The 23453-nt window shown below is 68.4% G+C and carries 27 protein-coding genes and 1 tRNA gene; 21 read left to right on the forward strand and 7 right to left on the reverse strand.

Going from position 1 to position 23453, the window contains the following annotated elements; translation table 11 throughout:
- Nucleotides 1-137 precede the first annotated feature (137 nt).
- The 8 genes from KF730_RS00895 to KF730_RS00930 all read left to right on the forward strand — a co-directional run bounded on the left by KF730_RS00895 (nt 138) and on the right by KF730_RS00930 (nt 4073).
- Nucleotides 138-1196 (forward strand): phage major capsid protein, encoded by a 1059-nt coding sequence (locus tag KF730_RS00895; RefSeq protein ID WP_294091612.1) that lies wholly within the window; start codon nt 138-140, stop codon nt 1194-1196.
- A 67-nt stretch (nt 1197-1263) separates the two neighbouring features.
- Complete coding sequence (locus KF730_RS00900; protein WP_294091614.1) at nt 1264-1815, forward strand: hypothetical protein; 552 nt, start codon at nt 1264-1266, stop codon at nt 1813-1815.
- Nucleotides 1812-1973 (forward strand): hypothetical protein, encoded by a 162-nt coding sequence (locus tag KF730_RS00905; RefSeq protein WP_294091615.1) that lies wholly within the window; start codon nt 1812-1814, stop codon nt 1971-1973. Before KF730_RS00900 ends, KF730_RS00905 begins: the two co-directional genes overlap by 4 nt.
- The gene (locus KF730_RS00910) at nt 1970-2371 is read left to right on the forward strand and encodes a DUF3168 domain-containing protein (protein ID WP_294091616.1); all 402 of its coding nucleotides are present in this window, start codon (nt 1970-1972) and stop codon (nt 2369-2371) included. The genes KF730_RS00905 and KF730_RS00910 overlap by 4 nt, the downstream gene beginning before the upstream one ends.
- Nucleotides 2372-2478: 107 nt before the next feature.
- The gene (locus tag KF730_RS00915; RefSeq protein WP_294091618.1) at nt 2479-2886 is read left to right on the forward strand and encodes a phage major tail protein, TP901-1 family; all 408 of its coding nucleotides are present in this window, start codon (nt 2479-2481) and stop codon (nt 2884-2886) included.
- On the forward strand, nt 2883-3194 hold the full coding sequence (locus tag KF730_RS00920) for a gene transfer agent family protein (protein WP_294091619.1): 312 nt from the start codon (nt 2883-2885) through the stop codon (nt 3192-3194). Before KF730_RS00915 ends, KF730_RS00920 begins: the two co-directional genes overlap by 4 nt.
- 182 nt (nt 3195-3376) lie before the next feature.
- The gene (locus KF730_RS00925; RefSeq protein ID WP_294095629.1) at nt 3377-3523 is read left to right on the forward strand and encodes a phage tail assembly chaperone; all 147 of its coding nucleotides are present in this window, start codon (nt 3377-3379) and stop codon (nt 3521-3523) included.
- Nucleotides 3516-4073 carry a tail tape measure protein gene (locus tag KF730_RS00930; protein ID WP_294091620.1) on the forward strand — a complete coding sequence of 186 codons (558 nt, stop codon included), beginning with the start codon at nt 3516-3518 and terminating at the stop codon, nt 4071-4073. The genes KF730_RS00925 and KF730_RS00930 overlap by 8 nt, the downstream gene beginning before the upstream one ends.
- Here KF730_RS00930 and KF730_RS00935 read toward each other — a convergent pair.
- Nucleotides 4070-4384, reverse strand: a complete 315-nt coding sequence (locus KF730_RS00935; protein ID WP_294091621.1) for a hypothetical protein — start codon at nt 4382-4384, stop codon at nt 4070-4072. The genes KF730_RS00930 and KF730_RS00935 overlap by 4 nt on opposite strands.
- Before the next feature lie 56 nt (nt 4385-4440).
- On the opposite strand from KF730_RS00935, the gene KF730_RS00940 reads away from it, so the two are divergent.
- The 7 genes from KF730_RS00940 to KF730_RS00970 all read left to right on the forward strand — a co-directional run bounded on the left by KF730_RS00940 (nt 4441) and on the right by KF730_RS00970 (nt 12490).
- The gene (locus KF730_RS00940; protein ID WP_294091622.1) at nt 4441-6642 is read left to right on the forward strand and encodes a DUF2460 domain-containing protein; all 2202 of its coding nucleotides are present in this window, start codon (nt 4441-4443) and stop codon (nt 6640-6642) included.
- Nucleotides 6639-7442: a DUF2163 domain-containing protein gene (locus KF730_RS00945; protein WP_294091623.1), complete on the forward strand. Its 804-nt coding sequence runs from the start codon at nt 6639-6641 to the stop codon at nt 7440-7442. Before KF730_RS00940 ends, KF730_RS00945 begins: the two co-directional genes overlap by 4 nt.
- A complete protein-coding gene (locus tag KF730_RS00950) occupies nt 7439-7810 on the forward strand; it encodes a peptidoglycan endopeptidase (protein ID WP_294091624.1) in 372 nt (123 codons plus the stop codon). The genes KF730_RS00945 and KF730_RS00950 overlap by 4 nt, the downstream gene beginning before the upstream one ends.
- Nucleotide 7811: 1 nt before the next feature.
- A complete protein-coding gene (locus tag KF730_RS00955; protein ID WP_294091625.1) occupies nt 7812-9974 on the forward strand; it encodes a phage tail protein in 2163 nt (720 codons plus the stop codon).
- Nucleotides 9974-10477 (forward strand): DUF2793 domain-containing protein, encoded by a 504-nt coding sequence (locus KF730_RS00960; RefSeq protein ID WP_294091626.1) that lies wholly within the window; start codon nt 9974-9976, stop codon nt 10475-10477. The genes KF730_RS00955 and KF730_RS00960 overlap by 1 nt, the downstream gene beginning before the upstream one ends.
- 110 nt (nt 10478-10587) lie before the next feature.
- On the forward strand, nt 10588-11694 hold the full coding sequence (locus KF730_RS00965; protein ID WP_294091627.1) for an OmpA family protein: 1107 nt from the start codon (nt 10588-10590) through the stop codon (nt 11692-11694).
- Nucleotides 11695-11935: 241 nt separating this feature from the next.
- A complete protein-coding gene (locus KF730_RS00970; RefSeq protein ID WP_294091628.1) occupies nt 11936-12490 on the forward strand; it encodes a hypothetical protein in 555 nt (184 codons plus the stop codon).
- On the opposite strand, the gene KF730_RS00975 is transcribed toward KF730_RS00970, so the two are convergent.
- Nucleotides 12461-13210, reverse strand: coding sequence for a folate-binding protein (locus KF730_RS00975; RefSeq protein WP_294091629.1), 750 nt, complete (start codon nt 13208-13210; stop codon nt 12461-12463). The two genes, KF730_RS00970 and KF730_RS00975, sit on opposite strands and share 30 nt — an antisense overlap.
- 47 nt (nt 13211-13257) lie before the next feature.
- Here KF730_RS00975 and KF730_RS00980 point away from each other — a divergent pair, with 47 nt between their 5' ends.
- The gene (locus KF730_RS00980) at nt 13258-14580 is read left to right on the forward strand and encodes a dihydroorotase (RefSeq protein WP_294091631.1); all 1323 of its coding nucleotides are present in this window, start codon (nt 13258-13260) and stop codon (nt 14578-14580) included.
- Entirely contained in the window at nt 14577-15035 is a 459-nt protein-coding gene (locus KF730_RS00985; RefSeq protein ID WP_294091632.1) for an SRPBCC domain-containing protein, read from the forward strand. Before KF730_RS00980 ends, KF730_RS00985 begins: the two co-directional genes overlap by 4 nt.
- On the opposite strand, the gene KF730_RS00990 is transcribed toward KF730_RS00985, so the two are convergent.
- The 3 genes from KF730_RS00990 to KF730_RS01000 are packed head-to-tail and all read right to left on the reverse strand — an operon-like array spanning nt 15036 to nt 16684.
- Nucleotides 15036-15305 (reverse strand): DUF1294 domain-containing protein, encoded by a 270-nt coding sequence (locus KF730_RS00990; RefSeq protein WP_294091634.1) that lies wholly within the window; start codon nt 15303-15305, stop codon nt 15036-15038.
- Nucleotides 15306-15312: 7 nt separating this feature from the next.
- Entirely contained in the window at nt 15313-15888 is a 576-nt protein-coding gene (locus KF730_RS00995; RefSeq protein WP_294091635.1) for a DUF4019 domain-containing protein, read from the reverse strand.
- A 43-nt stretch (nt 15889-15931) separates the two neighbouring features.
- Complete coding sequence (locus tag KF730_RS01000) at nt 15932-16684, reverse strand: EipA family protein (RefSeq protein ID WP_294091636.1); 753 nt, start codon at nt 16682-16684, stop codon at nt 15932-15934.
- Nucleotides 16685-16841: 157 nt separating this feature from the next.
- Here KF730_RS01000 and KF730_RS01005 point away from each other — a divergent pair.
- The 4 genes from KF730_RS01005 to KF730_RS01020 all read left to right on the forward strand — a co-directional run bounded on the left by KF730_RS01005 (nt 16842) and on the right by KF730_RS01020 (nt 19921).
- Nucleotides 16842-16931 (forward strand) — tRNA-Ser (locus KF730_RS01005).
- Nucleotides 16932-16956: 25 nt separating this feature from the next.
- Entirely contained in the window at nt 16957-17745 is a 789-nt protein-coding gene (locus KF730_RS01010) for a FadR/GntR family transcriptional regulator (protein WP_294091637.1), read from the forward strand.
- Nucleotides 17746-17816: 71 nt separating this feature from the next.
- Entirely contained in the window at nt 17817-19391 is a 1575-nt protein-coding gene (locus KF730_RS01015) for an aldehyde dehydrogenase (NADP(+)) (RefSeq protein ID WP_294091638.1), read from the forward strand.
- 107 nt (nt 19392-19498) lie between these two features.
- A complete protein-coding gene (locus KF730_RS01020) occupies nt 19499-19921 on the forward strand; it encodes a nuclear transport factor 2 family protein (protein WP_294091640.1) in 423 nt (140 codons plus the stop codon).
- Here the strand turns inward: KF730_RS01020 and KF730_RS01025 are convergent.
- Nucleotides 19918-20967 (reverse strand): aldose epimerase family protein, encoded by a 1050-nt coding sequence (locus KF730_RS01025; protein ID WP_294091641.1) that lies wholly within the window; start codon nt 20965-20967, stop codon nt 19918-19920. The genes KF730_RS01020 and KF730_RS01025 overlap by 4 nt on opposite strands.
- Nucleotides 20964-23435, reverse strand: coding sequence for a glycoside hydrolase family 3 protein (locus tag KF730_RS01030; RefSeq protein WP_294091642.1), 2472 nt, complete (start codon nt 23433-23435; stop codon nt 20964-20966). Before KF730_RS01030 ends, KF730_RS01025 begins: the two co-directional genes overlap by 4 nt.
- Between the last annotated feature and the right edge of the window lie 18 nt (nt 23436-23453).

The following is a 23453-nucleotide window of genomic DNA, read 5'->3' on the forward strand; positions in this document are numbered from 1 at the left end:
GAGCTTAGCGCGGTGCTTTGCGGGGGCAATACAGTGCTTTGTTTCGGGGGCATCGCGCGTGGCGATCCCCCTCCACCACCCTTCGGGTGGTCCCCCTCCCCGTGCCGGGGAGGATTTTTATGAGCGGGAGAATGAGCATGATCGAAGTGAAGGCGGATGCGCTCGAAGCGAGTTTCGAGGCGGTGGAAAAGGCGGGGCTGCCGGCATCGCGGCCGATGCTGATGGGCGGGCGGCCGGTGGCAAGCGCGGCGTTCGAGACGTTCCTGCGCTCGGGCGGCGGGTCGCTGGAGATGAAGGCGCTGTCGGGCGCGAGCGACGGCGCGGGCGGCTATGCGGTGCCGGAGGAAATCGACACGCTGATCGATGCGACGCTCAAGGGCATTTCGCCGATCCGGGCGATCGCCAATGTCGTGCAGGTCGGGTCGGGTGGCTATCGCAAGCTGGTGACCAGCGGCGGGTTCGCATCGGGCTGGGCATCGGAGACCGGCACGCGCGCCGAGACCGATACGCCCGTCTTCAACGAGATCGCACCGCCCAGTGGCGAGCTGTTCGCCAATCCGGCGGCGAGCCAGGCGATGCTCGATGATGCGGCGTTCGACGTCGAGCAATGGCTGGCGGGCGAGATCGCGCGCGAATTCGCGGCGGCCGAGGGGTCTGCGTTCGTCAACGGCAACGGCACCAACAAGCCCAAGGGGTTCCTGGCAGCGACGCTTTCGGCTGCGGGCGATGCATCGCGGACGTTCGGCCAGTTGCAATATGTGCCGACGGGTTCGGCGGGCGCGTTCGCGGCCAACCCCGAGGAGAAGCTGATCGATCTCGTCCAGACGCTGCGCGCACCCTATCGCCAGGGCGCGAGCTGGGTGATGAATTCGGCGACGCTCGCGAAAATCCGCAAGTTCAAGACCAGCGACGGGGCGCTGCTGTGGGCGCCGTCGCTCGCCGCCGGGCAGCCGGCGACTTTGCTCGGCTATCCGGTGGTCGAGGCCGAGGACATGCCCGACATCGCCGCCAATTCACTGTCGATCGCGTTCGGCAATTTCAAGGCGGGCTATCTGATCGCCGAGCGCGGCGAGACGCAGATCCTGCGCGATCCGTACAGCAACAAGCCGTTCGTGCACTTCTACGCGACCAAGCGCGTCGGCGGGATGGTGAGCAACAGCGAGGCGATCAAGCTGCTCAAGTTCAGCGCTTCGTGACGGGCGGCGCCCTCCCCGCTTCGGCGGGGAAGGCGCGGCTTGCTCTGGATCTTTCGGGAGAGACGATATGGATGCTCCGCCCTTTCCGGCGGCGGCGCTGGCGGCTGCGCGCGAGGCGGCCAAGGCGCAGTTGCGCGTGACCGGTGACAATGAGGACGCGCTGATCGCGAGCTATGCGGCAAGCGCCCTGACGCTGTGCGAGGCGTTTACCGGGCGGGCGACGATCGCGCGCGAATGGCGGGCGGTGCTGCCGGCGGCACGCGGCTGGCAGGCGCTCGGGATCGGCGGGGTGACCGCGATCGGCGCGGTCAACGGACTGTCGGCGGATGGCGATACGATCGCGTTCGGGATCGACGCCTATGCCGTGGATGTGGATGCCGAGGGGTGCGGCTGGGTGCGGGTGATCGCGCCGGGAGCGGCGGGGCGCGTGGCGGTGACCTTCAGTGCGGGGATCGCTGGGGATTGGGCGAGCCTGCCCGCACCCATCGCGCAGGGCGTGGTGTTGCTGATCGCGCATCTGTTCGAGGCGCGCGACGGGGCGAGCCCGCCGGCGGCGGTGAGCGCCCTATGGCGGCCATGGCGGCGGCTGCGGCTGGCGCGGGCGGAGCGGGCGGCATGAGGGTGCGCATCGAAGCGGTGGCGCAGCGCGTCGCCGACGCGATCCGCGCCGAGGCGCCCGAACTGCGCGTCACGATCGAGGGCGACGATGTGATCGTCGAGGGCCGGGCGCTGGCGACGGATCCGCGGCTGCGCTGGATCGGAGGGCTGGTGCGATGAGCGTGCAGGCATTGCTGCAGGCCGCCGCCGCCACGGCGCTGGGTGAACATGACGCGCTGCGCGAGACGCTGACCGAGATTTTCGATTGCCCGCCGGTACGCGGCAGCCGGCCGTTCGCGGTGATCGAAGAGGCGGTGATGGCCGATTGGGGAACCAAGGATCTGGCCGGGCGCGAAGGGCGCTTCGCGGTGCGGGTGATGGATGTCGGCGAACGGCCGGTGCGGCTGCGCGGATTGGCCGGGGCGGTCGAGGATGCCGTCGAGGCGATGCCGCGGATGCTGGGCGAAGGCTGGGCGGTGGCGAGCCTGGTGTTCCTGCGGGCGCGGATCGTGCGCGACGGGGAGGGCTGGGCCTCGGTTTCGGAATTCCGGGTGCGGATGCTGCGCAGTGAAGTTTGATGGTCGCGGTGCCGGCCCGCTCCCCCACCCGACCTCCCATGAATTACTGTCGTCGGGGGATCGGGTGGGGAAGCGAGCCGGCACCGTCATGAACGAGGAGGATGGATATGGCGGCGGAGAAGGGTAGCGCGTTTTTGCTGAAGGTCGGCAACGGTGCGACACCGGTGGTCTATGCGACGGTGGCGGGGCTTCGGACGACGCAGCTGAGCGTCAATGGCGAGGCGGTGGCGATCACTTCCAAGGACAGCGGCGGGTGGCGCGAGCTGCTGTCGGGGGCGGGGGTGCGATCGGTCAGCGTCTCGGGCGCCGGGGTGTTCACCGGATCGGCGGCGGAAACCCGGGTGAAGAGCAATGCGCTGTCGGGCGTGCTCGACGATTACCGGCTGAGCTTCGAGAGCGGCGAGACGATGACCGGGCGGTTTCTGGTGACGCGGCTCGACTATGCCGGGGATTTCAACGGCGAGCGTTCGTACACGCTGAGCCTTGAGAGCTCGGGCGCGGTGGTTTCGGCATGAGCATCGCGAATCCCGCGCGGGGCGAGGCCGAGCTGCGGGTGGGCGGCGTGATCCTGGTGCTGCGGCCGAGCTTTCAGGCGCTGGTCGCGGCGGAGGCTGAGGTCGGGCCGTTGTTTGCCTTGGTCGAACGTGCGGCGGAAGGGCGGCTGGGGCTGGCGGAGATGGTGGCGTTGTTCTGGCACTGCCTGAGCGGGCGGCCGGAGGGGCTGACGCGCGAAGCGTTTGGCGAGGCGGTGATGGCGCGCGGGCTGGCGGCGGCGACGCCGGCGCTCAAGGTGCTGATCGGCCAGATCCTGGCGGGGCGGTGATGGCGGAAATGATCCTCCCCGGGACGGGGAGGGGGACCAGCGAAGCTGGTGGAGGGGGCGGGCCGCGAACGTTTCGTTTGCGGCCCGCCCCCTCCGTCAGCGCAGTCGCGCTGCCACCTCCCCGTGCCGGGGAGGATCGATTTGCCACGACGGCCGCGAAACTGGCGGGGGCGGCGGGCGTGATGTTTGGCTGGAGCCCGTGCGCGTTCTGGCAGGCGACGCCGGCGGAGCTGGGCGCGCTGATCGACGCGCTCAGGGGTGAGGCGGGGGTGGAGGCCGCGGATGCGGCGACACTGGCGCGGCTCAAGGAGCAATTTCCCGATGGATGAAGAAATCGAGCGGCTGATCGTGTCGGTGCGTGCCGATACGGCGGGCTTCGCCCGCGATGTGGCCGAGATGCGCGGCAGCCTGGAAGGGCCGATGGAGGCGGGGGCGAACCGCGCCGGGCGGGCGATCGAAGGCGCGCTGCTGCGCGCGGTGCGGACCGGCAAGCTGGGGTTCGACGATCTCGCCAAGGTGGCGCTGGGCGTGATGGACGAGATCGCCAAGGCGGCGCTGCGCGGCGGGATTTCGGCGGTGACCGGGCAGGGCGGGATCGGCGGCGTGCTGGCCGGCCTGATCGGCGGGCTGGCAGGGGCGCCGGGGCGGGCGACGGGCGGGCCGGTCAGCCCGTCGCGGCCCTATCTTGTCGGCGAGCGCGGGCCGGAATTGTTTGTGCCGACCGCCGCGGGGCAGGTGATGCCGGCCGGCGGCGGCGCGCGCGACGTACGGGTGGCGATCACGGTCAACGCCAGCGGCGCCGATGCGCCGCGGGCGCTGGCGCAGTCGAGCCGGCAAGTGGCGCGGGCGGTGAAGGCGGCGCTGGCCGGGGTGGACTAACGTTTCTGGAAGACTTCGAGGCGCTGCGCCACTTCCCACTGACCCTCACCCTTGGTGAGGCGGACGATCAGGAAGTTGCGGCCGGTGCGGTAGTGGAAGGTCGCCTTGCAGGTGACCGTGTTCTCGTCCCGGTCAGGTCTTTCGCAGAAGACGTCGGTGACCTGGCGGACGGGATTCTGGTCGTCGATCAGGATGCCCGTGCCCTTGTCCTCGTCGCGGAGAATCGCGAGGCGCAACTCGGCGACGGTCGGACAGAAGCCCGGGTCGGCGCAGTGCGCCGGCGCGGCGGCAAGCAGCATGGCGGTGATCATGATGGCGCTCCCGAATCTTGACGCGCCAGAGCTAACCAAAAATGACGGGAGTTCCTATGGGGCATTGGCTTGCCGGGCAGCGTCAGGGCCAGATCGAAGGCGTGGTATCGCGGTTCGATCCGGCCTTGTGGGCGGTCAATTTCCCCCGGCCGATGATGGCGGCGGTGACGGCCACCGCGCCGGATGCGCTGCGGGTGGATGCGGTGTTCTATCGCGCCGACCAGGCCGGCGGGCTGATCTGGGAGGCGGAGGACCGGCACGACCATCCGTTGCTGCGCTACGAGACCGCGCGGGATTTCCGCGGGTGCCGGTTGCGGTTTCGGTGGCGGGCTTCGGGGTTGCTCGGGCTCGACGCCGTCAACGGACCGGTGCTGACGATCGAGGGGCGCGACGCCACGGGCGCGGCGCGGGCTTGGTATGTGCGGCTGTGGAACTATGCGGCGGGCACGCCAGCGGACGCCCTGGTCTCGATCGACTTCGCGGCGGTCGATGGCGGCTTCCTGCTGCCGGGCGAGGCGGATCCGGTCTGGGCCGGGGATGTCGACCGGATGTTCGTGTCGCTGGTTCCGGAGGGGTATTCGGGGGTGGATACCGCGCTGGCCGCACCGGTCGAGGCATGGGCGGAGCTTTCCGGCATCGTCTGCGAGGGGCCGGGGGCGGTGCTGGCGATGGGCGACGTGGTGGTCCCCGAACATGGGCTGCAAATCGCCAATGGCTATGACGATTGCTACCATCTGACCCCGGCGCGGGTGCTGAGGAACATCCTTCAGCTCGGCTATCGCGGCAGCATCCTCCACTATGTCGGGATGAGCCATTTCCCGCGGCTCGAGGGGGTGGCGGGCGGCTATTATGCGAGCCCTGGCGACAGCGCGCTGAACGTGGCGTGCCAGGCCTGGCATCGCGATTTCGCGGCGCGGGCGAGGGCGCTGGGATATTCGGTGATCTGGTCGCTCAGCTATGAATTGCTCGAACGGCATTGCTGGGACGACTGGAAGCAGCGGGCGGCGGACGGATCGCCGGCGCTGACCGGCTGGGAGCCGCCATCGGCGCTGCTGTCGCCGGCGCGGCCGCAAGCGATGGCGTATCTGCGGGCGGTGGCGCTGGCGTTTTGCGGGATCGCGGCGGATGCGGGCCTCGCTGTGCGGTTCCAGATCGGTGAGCCGTGGTGGTGGACGCTGCCCGACGGAAGTCTCTGTATTCACGACGACGCGGTGGCGGGGCGCGACCCGGGGGCGTTGCTGGCCGATTCGACGCTGATGCTGCGCGATGCGGTGAAGGCGGCGCACCCGCAAGCCGAGGTGCTGCTGCTGGTCTATCTGCCGACGGCGCTGCGCAATCCGGAGGCGAACCTGCCGCCCGGCTGGGCGGCGCCGGCGTTCGATGCGCTGCAGCTCGAGGATTATGACTGGGCGGCGGCGGGGGATATCGCGGCGAGCGATCGCGGGCTGGCGCTGGCCGAGGCGCGGCTGGGGTATGGACCAGGCGACCAGCACTATCTGAGCGGGTTCGTATTGGCGGCGGAGGATGCCGCTGACTGGCGGAATATCGATGCGGCGGCAGAACGGGCGCGAGCGCGCGGCGTGGCCGAAACCTTCGTCTGGGCGCTGCCGCAGGTGCTGCGCGATGGCTTTGTGCATTTCGGCGCCTTTGAAGAAGAAACCTGGGAGGATGATGTGGACGCGTTCGACGACGTGCTGTTTCCGATCGCGCTGGGCCGCGAGGCGGAGGTGGCGCCCGAGACTTCGACGGCGATCGTGACCAGCGCCGGCGGAGCCGAGGCGCGCAATGTCGAATGGGCCGAGGCGCGGACGCATTACGATGTCGGGCCCGGAGTGCGCTCCGAGGCGGATATCGCGGCGCTGCTGGGGTTCTTCCGCGCGCGGATGGGGCCGGCGCGCGGGTTTCGCCTGCGCGACCCGTTCGACTGGCAGGGGGACGATGAGGTGCTCGGCATCGGCGATGGCGAGACGCGGACGTTTCCGCTGGTGCGGCATTATGGCGGGGTGACGCGGCGGATCACGCGGCCGGTTGCGGGCACGGTCTCGGTGGCGGTGGACGGCGTCGAGGCTTCGGATTTCGTGCTCGGCGCGGGCGGGGTGGTGACGCTCGACGCGGCGCCGGCGGCGGGCGCGGCGGTGACCGCGAGCTTTGTGTTCGACGTGCCGGTGCGCTTCGCCGAGGACCGGCTGACGGTGAGCCGGGCGACGTTCCTGGCCGGGGCGGCGGCGAGCGTGCCGCTGGTCGAGGTGCGCGAATGAGCTGGCTGGACGGGACGCTGACCAGCATCGCCCTGTGCTGGCGGATCGAGCGGCGCGACGGGGTGACGATCGGGCTGACCGCGCATGACCGCGATCTGATGATCGGCGGGCTGGTCTATCGCGCCGCGCCGGGGATGACGCCGAGCGCCATCCAGCGCGGCGCGGGGCTCGATGCCGACAGCATGGACGTGACCGGGGCGCTGAGCAGTTCGGCGATTTCGGAAGGCGATCTGCTGGCCGGGCGCTGGGACGGGGCGCGGGTGGAAGTGTTCGCGACCGACTGGACCGATCCGGGCGAGCGGGTGGCGCTGGGCGCGGGCACGATCGGGACGGTCGAGATCGCCGACGGGATGCTCACCGCCGAGCTGAAGGGCGTGGCGGCGGGGCTGGAGCGGCCGGTGGTCGAGGAGACCTCGCCCGAATGCCGCGCCGAGCTGGGTGACAAGCGATGCCGCGTGGCGATGGCGGGGCGGCGGCGGTTCGCGGTGGTGACGGGGATCGACGGGGCGGTGCTGACGCTCGATTCGGAAGAGCCGGAGGCGGGCTGCTATGGCGGTGGGCGGTTGCGCTGGTTTGGCGGGGCCAATTCGGGACTGGAGGATGCGGTTGCGCGGTCCGACGGCGCGACGGTGACGCTGCGGCGGGCGCCGCGCTTCGCGAGCCCGGGGCGAATCGAGCTGATCGAGGGATGCGACAAGAGCCTGGCGACCTGTGCGGGGCGCTTCGCCAACGTTCTCAACTTTCGCGGCGAGCCCTATCTGCCCGGGACCGACTTGCTGACGCGCTATCCGGGGGGATGAGCGCGGAGCGGGCGCGCCTGGCGATCGGCGCGCGCTTTCGCCCGCATGGCCGCGATCCGGCGACTGGGCTCGATTGCGTCGGGCTGGCGGCCTGGGCCTTCGAGGCGAGGGTGCCGCGCGATTACGCGCTGCGCAGCGGCGATGCCGCGCGGGTGTGCGCGGTGGCGGCGGCGCTGGGACTGGTCAAGGCGGACGACCGTATGGCGGGCGACCTGTTGCTGCTCCGGATGGGGCCGGGCCTTTTGCATCTGGCGATCGATAGCGGCGGCGGCGTGATCCATGCCGACGCGATGCTGCGCCGCGTGGTCGAGCGGCCGGGCGCGATTCCGGGCGACGTGATCGGGCGCTGGCGCAAACAAGGGGATTGAGATGGCGACATTGGTGCTGACCGTCGCGGGCGGACTGATCGGCGGGCCGGTGGGCGCTGCGATCGGATCGGTGGTGGGAAACGCCATCGATCGCGAAGTGCTGTTCAAGCCCAAGGGCCGCGAGGGGCCGCGGCTGAGCGAACTGAAGTTGCAGACCAGTTCCTACGGCACGCAGATCCCGAAGCTGTTCGGGACGATGCGGGTGGCGGGATCGGTGATCTGGGCGACCGACCTGATCGAGCATCGCAACACATCGGGCGGTGGCAAGGGGCGGCCGGGCACGACGAGCTATTCCTATACGGCGAGCTTCGCGGTGGCACTGTCGGCGCGGCCGGTGCTGGGCGTCGGGCGGATCTGGGCGGACGGGAAGTTGCTGCGCGGGCAGGCAGGCGACTGGAAGGCGCGGACCGGGTTCCGGCTGCATCCGGGCGGCGAGGATCAGGGGGCCGATCCGCTGATCGCGGCCGTCGAAGGCACGGGCGCGGCGCCGGCGCATCGCGGAATCGCCTATGCGGTGTTCGAGGATCTGGAGCTGGCGGAGTTCGGCAACCGCATCCCGTCGCTGACGTTCGAAGTGACCGCCGATGCCGGGCCGGTCGAGGCGGGAGCGATCCTGCGCGGGATCGGCGAGATCGGTTGCGACGAGCCGACGGTGGCGCTGGAGGGCTTCTCGGCGCACGGCGCGAGCGTGCGGGCGGTGGCGGAGACGCTGGCCGGCGCCTGTGGCGGCTGGTTCCGTGGCGATGCCGGGCTGACGCTGATCGGCGGGTCAGGCGCGGCGCTGGCGCTGGAGGATAAAGGCACGCGCGCGCGCGATCACGCGCGCGCGAGGCGAACGATCGCCGCCGCCGATACGGCTCCGCGGACGCTGACGCTCAGCTATTACGATCCGGCGCGCGATTATCAGGCGGGCGTGCAGCGGGCGGTGCGTCCGGGGGCGGGGAACCGCGAGGCGCGGCTGGAGCTGCCTGCGGCGATCGGCGCGGGAGCGGCCAAGACGATTGCCGAGAGCGCGCTGGCGCGGTTCGATGCTGAGCGCGAGCGGCGCAGCGTCGCGCTGGGCTGTGATCGACTGGATGTGCGCCCCGGCGAGCGGGTGACGATCGCGGGCGCGCCGGGGGTGTGGCGCGTCGACAGCTGGTCGCTCGAAGCGATGGTGGTGACGCTCGATTGCGTCTCGGTGGCGCCGGGCGCGCTGGCGGTGGCGGCCAGCCCGGGCCGCGTGCTGGCGGCGCCAGACGCGGCGATCGGCGGCACGATCGTGCACGCTTTTGAATTGCCGCCGCTCGACGAGGCGCTGGCGAGCGTGCCGCGGCTGGCGGTCGCGGCGGCGGGCACCGCCCCCGGCTGGCGGAGCGCGGCGCTGCTGACCAGTCTCGACGATGGCGCGCATTGGACGGCGGCGGGATCGACCGCGGCGGCGGCGGTGCTGGGAAGTATCGCCGTGCCGCCGGGGGCGGGATCGCCGGCGCTCGAGGATTTGCGCAACCGCTTCGAAGTCGAGCTGGCCCGGCCGGATATGATTCTGGCCGATGCCGACGGGGCGGCGCTGGCTGCCGGCGTGAACCTGGCGATGGCGGGGGACGAGCTGATCCAGTTCGGCCGCGCCGAGCGGCTGGGCGGGGCGCGCTGGCGGCTGAGCCGGTTGTGGCGCGGGCGGCGAGGAACCGAGGCCGCCGCGATGCAGGTGACCGGCGACCGCTTCGTGCTGATCGATGCTGACACGCTGGCGCTGCGCGATCTGCCGCTTTCGGCGATCGGGAGCAGCGTCGCCGTGCTCGCGCAGGGCGCGGGCGACGGTAGCGGCGCGGGCGAGGCGGTGGCTGGCGCCACCGGCATCGCTGTGATGCCGCCATCGCCCGTTCATTTCATGGCCGTGCCACAGCCTGACGGTGGCGCGCTGCTGCGCTGGGTGCGGCGCAGCAGAAACGGATGGGGCTGGATCGACGGCGCCGACGCGCCGCTCGGCGAGGCCAGCGAGCGCTACCGCGTCACGGTCACGCCCGCAGGTGGCGCTGCCTGGACGGCGGAACTGATGGCATACGGAATGCGGATACCGCCCGAGGCCCGCGCGATCACCCTTCATATCGCGGTGCAACAGATGGGCACGCACGGGCTATCGCGTCCTGCGACTCTGATCCTTCCAGCAATTGGAGATGCTTGATGACCGATTCTCTCACGCCCCGGCTGGCGCTGCCGTTGCTCGCCGCGGGCCAGGCGCAGAAGGAGATGTCTCATAATGAGGCGCTGGCGCGGATCGATATGACACTGCACGGAAACATAATTGCGGCGGACGCCGAGATTCCGCCGGGTGCGCCGGAACCGGGACAGTGCTGGATCCTCGGGAGCGTGCCCGAAGCCGATTGGGCGGGGCATCCGCACGAGCTGGCGGGGTGGACCGGGGGCGGCTGGCGCTTCGTGGCGCCATGCGAGGGCATGCGGCTGTGGCTGGGTATAAATGGCGGATTCGCGTTGTTTTCGGGCGGCGAATGGCGACTGGGTGACGCGTATGGACGGCTGATTGTTGCTGGCGAACAGGTGGTTGGGCCGCGGGTTGCGGCGATCACGGAACCTAGCGGCGGCGCAACGGTTGATGCCGAGGCGCGGGCCACAATCCTGGCAGTGCTGAATGCGATGCGCGAACACGGACTCGTCGATGCAGGCTGAATCTGTGACGTTCATGCAACAGTACCGGGATTTGTGCGCTTGCGTGGAAACCTTCGTTTCGGTACTGAGTTTGTCGCTGTCCGGAAGGACAACTTTGAAAGGGGATTAAGATGCGGAAGCTCGCCATTACTCTGGCACTTGCTACCACCGCGCTCAGCACGCCCGCTCTCGCTCGCGATGATGCGTGGTATGTGGGTGTCGAGGGCGGCACGATGCTGGTCGAGGACATTCACTTCGACGTCGGCGCTCAGAAGGACGCCGTTTCGGTCGATCACAAGGCTGGTTGGGACGCCGACATGACTGTCGGTTACGACTTCGGCGGTTTCCGCGCTGAAGCGGAAGTCGGCTATCGTCGCGCTTCGGTAACCGGCGTGAAGTCGGTTATCTCGCTGCCGAATGGCACTGCGATCAATTCGCCGGCGGGCACCTATCCGCTGGCCGGTGGCCGTACCTCGGCTTTGAGCTTCATGGTCAACGGCATGTTCGACTTCGGCGACGATGACGGCGTGCAGGGCTTTGTCGGCGGCGGCGTCGGCGTTGCCCGCGTCAAAGCGCGCTATGGCCTGAACGCGCGCAGCAACTTCATCGACGATTCGGATACCGTGTTCGCGTGGCAGGCGATCGCCGGCCTTCGCGCTCCGTTGTCGGACTCGATCGACGTGTCGCTGAAGTATCGTTTCTTCAACGCGGATAACCTGGACTTCGGCGCCGCCCGGGCGCGCTTCCGCTCGCACAGCATCCTTGGCGGTCTGACCTTCAACTTCGGCGCACCGCCGCCGCCGCCGGTCGAGCCGACTCCGGAGCCGACGCCGACGCCGACCTGGACCCCGACTCCCGAGCCGGCTCCGACCCCGGTTGAGGTGCAGTGCACGCCTGGGCCGTACATCGTGTTCTTCGACTGGGATAAGTCGAACATCACGCCGGAAGCGGCTTCGATCCTCGACAACGCCATCAGCAACTACCAGAGCTGCGGCAATGCGCAGGTGATGCTGGCAGGCCATGCCGACCGTTCGGGCTCGGCGAGCTACAACGTCGGCCTCTCGCAGCGTCGTGCGGATTCGGTGAAGGCATACCTCACCTCGCGCGGCATCCCGGGTGGCGTGATCGGTACCGAAGCGTTCGGTGAGAGCCGTCCGCGTGTCGATACCGCCGACGGCGTTCGCGAACTGCAGAACCGTCGCGTGGAAGTCATGTACGGCCCCGGCTCGGGCTACTAAGCCAAGCCGGTCCATACGGACTGACAAGATTTGGGGAGGCCGGGTAACCGGCCTCCCCTTTTCTTTGTGCCGACTTGCTATCGCGAGTCGCATAGCTGCTCCGCCGTGACCAAGTCTGCGGAAGAATGGTCTCGCGCGAGATGATATGTGCCGATACCTTGCAACCGTTCATCGGCAGGCGAAGCGAGGTTGGAGATGCGCAGGCTCACCCGCGGATGGCCCGCCCCCGGTAGAGACCGGGGTGCTGCCCGACGGCACAAGCGTCGTCGCCGGGCCCCAGTTCATGATCCTGAGCTCGGGCGATCCCGGACTGCTGAACATGAACGACGATATGCAGCACACGCCGTCCGGCTTTCACTGTCCGCGACGCTTCGAGGGCCTCGCGGTCTTGCTGATGACGATAGAGCCGAAGGCGGATCGCCTCACCTGCAGCTATCGTGCGGGAACCGATCTGCGCCTGCGCGACACCGATGAGGCCCGCTATCAGATTGTCCTGATCAGAGCCGGGAGCGGCCAGACACCGCGCAGCATTTTCGACGGATTGGTGGCGAGCGCGCGTGCCGGCCTGCGGATCAAGGGCGATCACCTTCCTCCACTGGCGGTCGGGCGGTCGCCGGCTCCGCTGTTTGTGGCTTATTGGGATACTGAGGGCGCGGGGGTGCAAGGCGTATGGGTCTACAAGGCGGGAAGGTGGATCGTCTGGCTGCGGGCGCAATATCCGCCAGCTTCGGCCAACGACGCCGAAGCCGGAAGTATCGCCCACATATTATTCGCCGAGGCCGGTAGGTTGAACTGATTCCGCAAGCGCGGCCTTCAGCCATTCCGGCACCAGCGCGTCGCCGAGCGCTTCGACGCGGCGCAATTCCACCATCAGCCCGAGTGCAGGATAGATCGCGCGGGTGCGGTCGCCGGGTTCGGCGAGCGGGGCGACGACCAGCCGGCGATTGACCTTGGCGCGGTAGTGCATGCGGGCGGTGTTTTCCTGGCCGACATAGCAGCCGGCGGTGAAGCTCACGCCGTGAAGCTCGGCGGCATTGGCCTCAAGCCAAAGCGTCTTGTCCTGACCGAGCTCGGCTACGCCCTCGGTGACACCGAGGGAGAGGCGATGGGCACGCCACTCCGCCGAGGTTGTTCCGCCTTCTTCGCCTCCCAGCCAGCGATAGCCCAATGCCGGGAGGCGCGGATCGGATACGCCTTGGCCGGGGTCACGTGACCAATGGACGCCGCCGTCAATCGCCTCGATGGTGATGGCGCGGCGGAGACGATACAGAGCGAGGCGGCGGAGCAGGGCCTCGCGCTGGTCGGCCTCGCAATCGATCAGGATCGCGTCGCCATCGGCCCAGAGCAGGAAATCGAACAGTGCCTTGCCCTGCGGGGTGAGAAGACCCGCCCATTGCGGAGTCTCGGGCGTCACCGTGGCGAGGTCCTGGGTGACGAGGCCCTGGAGGAAACCACGGACATCGTCCCCGGCGATGCGGATCAGGGCGCGGTCTTCGAGGCGGGTGGCATCGGACATGGTGAAGAGGTAGGGGGCATACACGCGCAACGGAAGAGGCCGGGCTTATGAACGTCGATCTCAAGCTGAAGGGCGGAACGGTATATCTGCCCGGAGGCCCGGCGCAGGTCGATGTCGGGGTGAGCGCGGGCAGGATCGTGGCGATTGGCGCAGTCGGCGGCGCCGGCGAGACGATCGATTGCGCGGGGCTCGACGTGCTGCCCGGGGTGATCGACAGCCAGGTCCATTTCCGCGAGCCGGGGCTGGAGACAAAGGAAGATCTCGAGAGCGGCGCGCGTTCGGCGGTGCTGGGCGGGGTGACGGCGGTGTTCGAAATGCCGAACACCAAACCCAATACCGATACCGCCGAGGCGGTGAACGACAAGCTCGCTCGCGCCAAGGGGCGAATGTGGTGCGACCACGCATTCTATGTCGGTGCGACCAATCATAACGCCGAGAGTCTCGCCGAGCTCGAGCGGATGCCGGGCACGGCGGGCGTCAAGATCTTCATGGGCGCATCGACCGGCGACCTGCTGGTCTCCGACGATGCGAACCTCGCCAGGGTGCTGGCGAGCGGGCATCGTCGCGTCGCGATCCATGCCGAGGACGAGTTCCGGATGCAGGATCGACTCGGCGAGCGCGTGCCCGGCGACCCTTCAAGCCATCCGGTCTGGCGCGACGATGAGAGCGCGATGCTGGCGACGCGGCGCATCCTCGGACTGGCGCGGGCGGCGCGGCGGCGTATCCATATCCTGCATGTGACGACGCCGGCCGAGCTGGAAGTGATTGGCCGGAACAAGGATATCGCCACCTGCGAAGTGACTCCGCAGCACCTGACGCTGGCGGGCGAGGAGGCCTATCCGCGGATCGGCACCTATGCGCAGATGAACCCGCCGATTCGTTCGGGCGCGCACCGCGACGGGCTGTGGGACTGGCTGCGCCAGGGCGTGCCCGACGTCATCGGATCGGACCATGCGCCGCACACGATTGCGGAGAAGACGAGGCCCTATCCGGATTCGCCGAGCGGGATGCCGGGAGTGCAGACCCTGCTGCCACTGATGCTCAACCATGTCGCCGAGGGGCGGCTGACGCTGCAGCGGCTGATCGACCTGACCAGCGCCGGGCCGCAGCGGGTGTTCGGGATCGCCGGCAAGGGGCGGATCGCGGTGGGATATGATGCCGACTTCACCATCGTCGATCTGAAGAAGCGATGGACGATCGAGGAAAGCTGGCTGGCGTCGCGGTGCGGCTGGTCGCCATTTACCGGCATGCAGCTGACCGGCAAACCGATCGGAACGATCATCCGCGGGCACAGGGTGATGTGGGACGGCGCCTTGGCCGCGCGGGCGATCGGCGCGCCGATCCGCTTCGAGAGCGTCGAGTTCGGATGAGCCGCACCGATGCCGCCTTTCGCGTGATCGCGGCGGCGGTGGACAAGCTGTATGCGGCGCTGATCGATCCGGAATCGCTAGTGAGGTGGTTGCCGCCGGAGGGCATGACCGGTGTGATCGAGGCGTTCGATCCCCGGCCGGGCGGGGTCTACCGGATTCGGCTGACCTATGACGATGCCGAGGCGGCGGTTGGCAAGACCGACGACGACAGCGATGTGAGCGAAGGCGAATTCGTCGAGCTGGTGCCGAACGTGCGGGTCGTCCAGCGCGGCACGTTCGAATCCGACGATCCGACGATGGCGGGGACGATGACCTTCACTTGGCGATTCGATCCGGTGGAGGACGGCACGCGGGTAACGGTGACCGCAGAAGGCGTGCCGCCCGGTATCCGCCGCAAGGATCATCTCGACGGTTTGCGCTCGACGCTGGCCAATCTCGCCGCCTTCGCCGAATAGTCAGCGCGGCCAGCCGAAGCCGATCAGCGCGCCGGCCTGGATAGCCGCGATCAGCCATAGCCATGTCGAGAAGGGCTGTTTGCGCGTCTTGTGACGGAAACGGTGGCGGGCGAAGAAGGCGCCGGGCGTACCGCCGATCAACGCCAGCGCGAGCAGATCGGCTTCGGGGATGCGGCGCGCGCCGGCGACGGCCCTGCGTTTGTCTTCGCGGAAACGCAGGATCGTCCACAGATTGACGAGCAGCAGGGCGCACAACGTGGCGGTCAGCATCGCGGCGTCAGGGCGCGGGCGCGTAATCGGGGCAATTGGCTGAGAGCCGGGTCCACATCCGGTCCAGCTCCTCCCGGCCCTTTTGCCCGATGATCTTCTCCGCGGTGACATTGTCGATGCTGTTATTCTCGACCCGCATCAGCTTGAACGGCCCGCCCTCGGGGCGCTGGTACCAGACGACATAGCCGCACTCGCGGTCGATATTTGCGTGGCGCGCGGCGATATCGATCACGGCGTAGATGCCGGGCGCGGGCGCCTGCGCCGGATCCTTGGTCCAGGTCAGCTGGAGCAGGCGACGTTCGCGTAAGGGGCCGGCGGCGTCGCGGGTCTTGCTGCTTTGCTCGAAGAAGATCCGGAGCGGAAGCTGGGCGCGGTGCTGCGGGGTGAGCATCTGATAGGCGCGGGCCGGGTCGCCCGCTTCGAGCGCGTCGAAGAATTCCCGGGTGGCGCGGAGTACGGCCTGTTCCAGCTCAGACGACGGCACCCAGCCCGGCGCCGAATCGGCGGTGATGTTGACCGTGCGCGGCGCGGTCTGCGCGACGGCGGGAACGGCGAGCAGCAAGGCGGCGAGGGCGAGCTTCATCGCCAAGACGTCGCACGCCGCATGGCGGCGCGCAATCGGGCGATCAGAACGGCACGATGCGGCGCTTCTCGCTGAACTTCATGTAGCCGGCATTGATGCCGACCCGCCAGCCGACGCCCAGGCGCACCGGGATCAGCACGATATTGCCGCGGCGCGTATAGGCGGCCGAGAAGCCGCCGACGAAATAGACGCGGCCTTCGCCGGCGGGGAAGCGCTTGTAGAGATCCTGGGTGTCGTAGAGATTATAGACCAGCACGAAGACCTTGCTGGCATCGCCGCCGAGATCGAAGCCCACCGACGGCCCGGTCCAGTAGACCGGGCGCTGGCCCTCGATCTTGTGGTACAGATCGCCCTTGCCGTAGCGGAAGCCGACGCCGATCGCTCCAGCGCCTTCGGCACCGGCGATATAGGCATTGGGGCGTCCCTGATCCTTCAGGATATTCTCGATGATCCCGGCGAGCCCCGAGGCGCCCTTGCCGAACACGCCTTCGGCCGCGACGACCAGTTCCTGCTGATCGAACGTATCGGCTTCCTTGACCCGCTGCCGGGCGAGGGTGCGCGCATCCGTGGCCGGCGGCGTTTGCGCAGGCGCGGCATCAGGCGGGGTTACCGGATCGAGCGGCGGCTGGCGATAATCCTGGGGCCGGGCCGAATCGCGCGCCGGGGGCGGCGTATCGAGATCCGAGTCGATCGCCGTGTTGGGATCGATCTTGGTCATCTCCTGCGCGGCGGCGGGTACCGCGCTGACGCCGAGCAACGCGGCCATCGCCCACAGCATTCCGTTTCGCGCGCGCATCGTCATTCCCCACCCTGATCGTGCCGCAAACGCTATGCCGCCGCGCCTGACCCCGCAATGAACACACGACGACCCGAGTCGATTTCGCGCCCGGGAGTTTCTACCGGTTGATAGCTGTGAAAGCCGTCGCTATAGCGCCGCCTTCGGGCCTTCTTCCGGAGACGTGGGTGAGTGGCTGAAACCAACGCTTTGCTAAAGCGTCCAACGGGAAACCGTTGCGCGGGTTCGAATCCCGCCGTCTCCTCCAGCCCTTCCCGCCAACAGACAAGCGAATGACGCAAGCCAAGGCGCTCTCCAGCCAGAAGAAACCCCGCCACCGCGCCCCGCGGCCGCGCTCGCTGCGGCTGCATGGCACGGTAGCGCGTGATCTTGGCATCCGGATCGTATCGGGCACCCTGAAACCCGGCGAGATCCTGGAGGGCGAGATCGCGGCGAGCGAGCAGTTCAAGGTGTCGCGCACCGCCTATCGCGAGGCGATCCGTATCCTCGCCGCCAAGGGGCTGGTGCATTCGCGGCCCAAGATCGGCACCCAGGTTTCTCCGCGCAGCGAATGGCATTTGCTCGATCCCGACGTGCTCGGCTGGATCTTCGTCGGCGAGCCAGACCAGGGGCTGATCGAGAATCTGTTCGAGTTGCGCCGGATCGTCGAGCCCGAAGCCGCGCGGCTGGCGGCAATGCGGCGGAGCGACGAGCAATATGCGCGGATGAAGGCGGGGCTCGACGGCGTCGCCGAGCATGGCTTCCACTCCGAAGAAGGGCGGCGCTGCGACCAGAGCTTCCATTCCGCTTTGCTCGAAGCATCGGGCAATGACTTCATCATCTCGCTGACCAGCGGGGTCGCCGCGGCGATCGAGATCACCACCGCGTTCAAGCAGGACCGCCTGCCCGCACCACACGACGCGCTGCCGGTGCATCTTCGCGTGCTGGAGGCAATCGAGGCGCGCGATGCGCAAGGCGCGCGCGATGCGATGGCGCGGCTGGTCGATCGCGGGCTTACCGACACGATGGAAGCGCGCGACCCCTCGGTCGGACGCAAGGGGCTGAGCGCGGTCTGCTGTTGATCCGCGGCGTAACGGTCCCTACATCGCTGGACCATGTTACCGCTAACTTTTAGCGAGTCCGGGAGAGATCAATGACGCTGACTGGGGAATTGTTCATCGCTTCGAAGCGAGTGAAGCGCGACGGCGGCGGCTTCCGCGCGGTGCAGGCATCGACGGGTCAGGAAATCGAGCCCGCGTTCAGCGTCGCCACCACAGACGATGTCGAGACCGCCGTCGCCGCTGCCGAGGCCGCTTTCCCGGTCTATTCGCAGATGCCGCGCGAGAAGCGCGCTGAATTCCTGGAGGCGATCGCCGACGAGATCGACGCGCTGGGCGATGCGCTGACCGAGCGCGCGCATGCCGAGAGCGGGTTGCCGGCGGCAAGGCTCAACGGCGAGCGCGGGCGCACCTCGGGCCAGATGCGGCTGTTCGCGCGCGAGCTGCGCCTCGGCGAATATCTGCGCGCGCGAATCGATCATGCCATTCCCGATCGCCAGCCCGCGCCCAAGCCCGATCTGCGCCTGCGCCTCGTGCCGCTGGGGCCGGTGACGGTTTTCGGCGCCAGCAACTTCCCGCTCGCCTTTTCGGTCGGCGGCGGTGACACCGCCTCGGCGCTGGCAGCGGGCTGTCCGGTGGTGGTGAAGGGTCATTCGGCACATCCAGGCACGGCCGAGCTGGTCGCCGGCGCGATTACCCGCGCGGCGGAGAAGACCGGCATGCCCAAAGGCGTGTTCTCGTTGATCAACGGCCCCGGCAATTCGGTCGGCGCGGCGCTGGTCACCGATCCGCGCATCAAGGCGGTCGGCTTCACCGGCTCGCGCGGCGGCGGTACCCAGTTGATGAAGCTGGCTGCGAACCGCCCGGTACCGATCCCGGTTTACGCCGAGATGAGCAGCGTCAATCCGGTATTCCTGCTGCCCGCCGCGCTCGAAGCGCGCGCCGAGGCGCTGGGCGCGGGGTTCGTCGCCAGCCTGACCATGGGGGCGGGGCAGTTCTGCACCAATCCCGGCCTCGTCCTCGGCATCGAGGGCCCGGCGCTCGACCGGTTCGTCACCGCCGCCACCGATGCGATGGCGGGAGCGCCGTCGCAGGTGATGCTGACTCCCGGCATCCACAAAGCCTATACCAGCGGCGTGGCGCGCTGGGCCTCGGCACCGGCGCTCAGTCAAGTCGGGCAGGGTCAGGAAGCGGCTGGCCCGACCTGTGGGCAAGCGGCGCTGTTCACGATGACCGGCAAGGATTTCCTCGCCGATCCCAGCCATGCCGAGGAAGTGTTCGGCGCGGCTTCGCTGCTGGTGCGCTGTGCCGATGTGAACGAGATGGCGGCGGTGATCGGCCTGCTCGAAGGCCAGCTGACCGCGACCTTGCATCTTGACGATGGCGACCTGGATTTGGCCAGGCAGTTGCTGCCCCGGCTGGAGCGGCTGGCGGGCCGCATTCTCGCCAATGGCTGGCCGACCGGCGTCGAGGTTACCGACGCGCAGGTCCATGGCGGGCCGTTCCCGTCGACGTCCGACGGACGCAGCACCTCGGTCGGCGCGCTGGCGATCGACCGCTTCCTGCGGCCGGTGGCGTATCAGGACTTGCCGGCGGCGCTGCTGCCCGTCGAGCTGCGCGATGGCGATGCCGGAATTCCGCGGCGCGTGGATGGCAAGCCGACGCTCTGACGCTCGCCCCGAGCGGTTCGTCCTGTTTGCGGGACGTTCATAGCGACCGCGATTGCCGGGTGTGGATCGTTGCGTATCGTGCTCCTTCTTTCCGGGGAGGTTTCACGATGCGCCTGACGTTCGCCCTTGCCACCATGCTGATCGCGGCGCCCGCTTTCGCGCAGGACCAGGATATTGCCGGCGCGCGCGTCGCGGTCGAGCATTATCTCGCCGGTCATGCCACCGGCAGCCCGGCTGAATTTACCGCCGCCTTCCACCCCAAAGCCATGCTCTACTGGAATCGCGACGGTCAGCTCGCCGAGCGTACCAGCGCCGAATATATAGCCGGCGCCACGGGCAAGCCGGCGGCTGACGAGGCGCAGCGCAAGCGGCGGATCGAATCGCTCGACGTGACCGGTGATGCCGGCATGGCCAAGGTCGTGCTCGAATATCCGGCGGTGACCTTCACCGATTATTTGTCGCTGCTGCGCATCGATGGCGAATGGAAGATCATCAACAAGATCTTCCACGTCGAGCGCAAGGCGCCCTAGCCGAACGCCTCGTTCGCATCCTTCGCCACCCGGAAACGGAAGGCGATGTCGTGCCGGTAGGTCTGTCCCGGATCGAGCCGGGCGGACGGGAAATTCGGCCGGTTGGGCGCGTCGGGGAAATTCTGCGGTTCGAGGCAGAGGCCGCCGCGCGCCTCGTAGGTTGCGCCGCCCGTGCCGGGCGCACCGTTTGCGAGATGGTTGCCAGTATAGAGCTGGACTCCGGGGGCGTTGGATTCGACGTCCAGCACGCGGCCCGAGCCGGGATCGAACAAGGTCGCGACGCGGCGGCGGTTTCCGCCGGGCGTATCGAGCACGAAATTGTGATCGTATCCGCGGCCGATCTTGAGCTGGACATCCTCCAACGCGATGTCGCGGCCGACCGGCTTGGGCGCGCGGAAATCGAACGGCGTGCCGGTGACGTCCTGGAACTCGCCGGTCGGAATCTGCGTCGCATCGACCGGGGTCATGCGGCTGGCCGGGATCTGGAGCAGGTGATCGAGGATCGTGCCGTGCCCCTCGCCGGCGAGATTGAAATAGGCGTGGTGCGTGAGGTTGATCACCGTCGCGGCGTCGGTGGTCGCGGTGAAGGCGATGTACAGCCCGTCTTCCTCGAGCGTGTACCGCGTCTCGACCGATAGCGTGCCGGGAAAGCCGTTATACCCGGCCGGATTGACCAGCGTGAATATCGCCGAATGCGCGTCGCGGTGCTTGAGCGTCCAGAATTGCTGGTCGAAGCCCAATGGCCCCGAGTGGAGATTGTTTACCCCGCCACTGTCCGTAGGCAGGCGATACTCCTTGCCGTCGAGGCTGAACCGCGCGCCGCCGATGCGGTTGGCGTAGCGCCCGGCGACCGCGCCATAGAAGCGCGGGTGGCCGCGATATTCTTCAAGATTCCGATAGCCAAGCGTGACATTGGCGATGCCGCCGTCGCGCGCGGGCACGTCCAGCCGGCGGAGGGTGGCGCCGAGATTGAGCAATTCGGCGCGGAACGCCCCGCGCCTGATCTCGACCGTCTCGATGCTGCCACCCTCGACCAGCCAGTTCATTTTCCGCCCGGGCAGATCGAATTGTTGGGATCGGAGACGATGCGGATATCCGCCACCGCGAAGCTCAGCGGCCCCGAGGCGCTGACCACGAACGGTGCGCTGACCTTGCTCAAATCGACGCCGTTCTCGACATAGCATTTGAGAAGGATCTTGGCGGTGCGCCATTTCCCCGTCTCGCCGGTGAACAGGCTGGTCGCGTCGATCGCACCGGTATTGGTGCCGCCTTCCATCAGCAACCGCACCTTGCCGGTGGCCGAGGTGGTGAGCTTGTAGCTGATCTGGATCGAGAGATCGGCATTGGCCTCGCGGGTGAGATCGAGCGGACCGCCGCTGATGCGCGCCGTCGCCGGGCCTGCCGGCCAGGTGAGCAGTTGTGCGCCCTCCTGCGTCGCCGGGCCATCGACCGCGCGGCGGTTCACCTTGCTGTCGGTGGCGAAGGAGAAGGGCGCGGCGGCTACACCCTTGGTGAAATAGATGGTGGTGTTGGCGAGCGAGGCATCGACGCCGGCATCTTCGCTCAGCGCGGGGACGGCGGCGGGCTTGGCATAGCTCAGGCCATAGCCGAACGCGAACAGCGGATCGTAGCCGGGATCGCGCTGGTTGAGCTTGAACTGGCCGGCGGTCTTCGGCCAGCTGTACGACAGCGTGCCGGTGAAGTCGCGGCGCGGCTTGCCGGCCTTGTCGCCGACCAGCACATCGGCGACGCCATCGCCCTCGCTGCCCGGCAGCCAGGCGGCGACGAACGCATCGGACTGGTTGAGCTCGGGATTGACCCATAGCGGCCGGCCCGAGAGGAACACCGAGACCGTGGGGATGCCGGCCTTTTTGAGTTTCGCGAGCATCGCCAGCGCCTGCTTGTCGCCGGGCTGGAATTCGAGCGTGCGGATGTCGCCGCGCATCTCGGCATAGGGCTGTTCGCCGAACACCACCACCGCGACATCGGGCCTGGCGGTGAAGCTACCATCGGCCGAAAGGGTCGCGGTGCCGCCCGATGCTTCGACGGCCTTCTTGATGCCGCCATAGATCGAGGTCGCGCCGGGGAAGAAGGAGTTGGGGTTGCCATCGCCCTGCCAGCTCAGCGTCCAGCCGCCGGTCTGCATCTGCAGCGAATCCGCGCCGGGGCCGGTGACGAGCACGTTCGCCGAGGCCTTGAGCGGCAGCACGCCCTCATTCTTGAGCAGCACCAGGCTCTTGGCCACCGCCTCGCGGGCGATGGCGCGATGCGCGGCGCTGCCCATGACATCGGGTTTGTCCTCGATCGGGCGGGCCGGATCGAACAGGCCGAGCTTGACCTTGACGCGGAGGATGCGGCGAACGGCATCGTCGACCCGGCGCATCGGGATGGTGCCGTCCTTGACCTGTCGCACGGTCGTTTCGAACAGGCCCTTCCAGCTATCCGGCGCCATCGCCATGTCGAGTCCGGCGTTGAAGGTCGCGGGGCAATCGGTGTTGGTGCAGCCTGGAATCTGGCCGTGCGCGTTCCAGTCGCCGACGATGAAGCCCTCAAAGCCCATCCGGCCCTTGAGCACATCGGTGAGCAACGACTTGTTGCCGTGCATCGGCACGCCGTTCCAGCGGTTGAACGAGGCCATCGCGGTCATCGCCCCGGCCTCGATCGCGGGCGGATAGCCGGCGCCATGGACGTTCGCGAGCGTCGCCTCGTCGACCTCGGTGTTGCCCTGGTCGATGCCGTCGGTGGTGCCACCATCGCCGAGGAAATGCTTGATGCTGGCGGCGACATAGCCTTGCTGGATGCGGTGCTCGGTACCTACCGGACCCTGCAGCCCGGTCACCACCTGCGGCGCATAGCTGGCGACGACCGACGGCTCTTCCGAATAGCCTTCATAGGTGCGGCCCCAGCGGTCGTTCTGCGGGGTGGCGACGGTCGGGCCGAACGCCCAGTGGATGCCCGACGCCGCCGTCTCGATCGCGGTGACTTCGCCGATCTTCCGGATCAGTTCCGGATCGCGCATCGCGCCGAGGCCGATATTGTGCGGGAAGATCGTCGCGCCGATGACGTTGGCGTTGCCATGGACCGAGTCGATGCCGAAGATCAGCGGGATCTTGAGATTGCCGGGGCGGTCCTCCATCGCGACCTTCTCGAAAGCGCGCGAGGTATCGATCCATTCCTTGCGCGGCGAGCGGTCGTCGCCCGAAAGCGGCGGTGAGTTGCCACCCGCCAGGATCGACCCGAGCGGATATTTGCGCAGGTCTTCGGGCTTCACGCTGCCGATATCGCCCTGGACCATCTGGCCGACCTTCTGCTCGACGGTCATCTTGGCCATCAGCTCGGTGACGAACTTTTCGGTCGCGGGATCGACCAGCCCCTGGCTATGCGCCGCCGGCCAGTTGGCGGGATTGGCGACGCTTGGTCCAGCGGAGGCCGGCCCGGCGGGCGCCTGCTGGGCCAGCGCGGGTACCGCTAACATGCAGGTTGTCGTCATCAGCAACGTCAGGCCCAGGCGCATTTCTCTCTCCCAATATCC

This window comes from Sphingomonas sp. (assembly GCF_019635515.1).
GTDB lineage: Bacteria > Pseudomonadota > Alphaproteobacteria > Sphingomonadales > Sphingomonadaceae > Sphingomonas.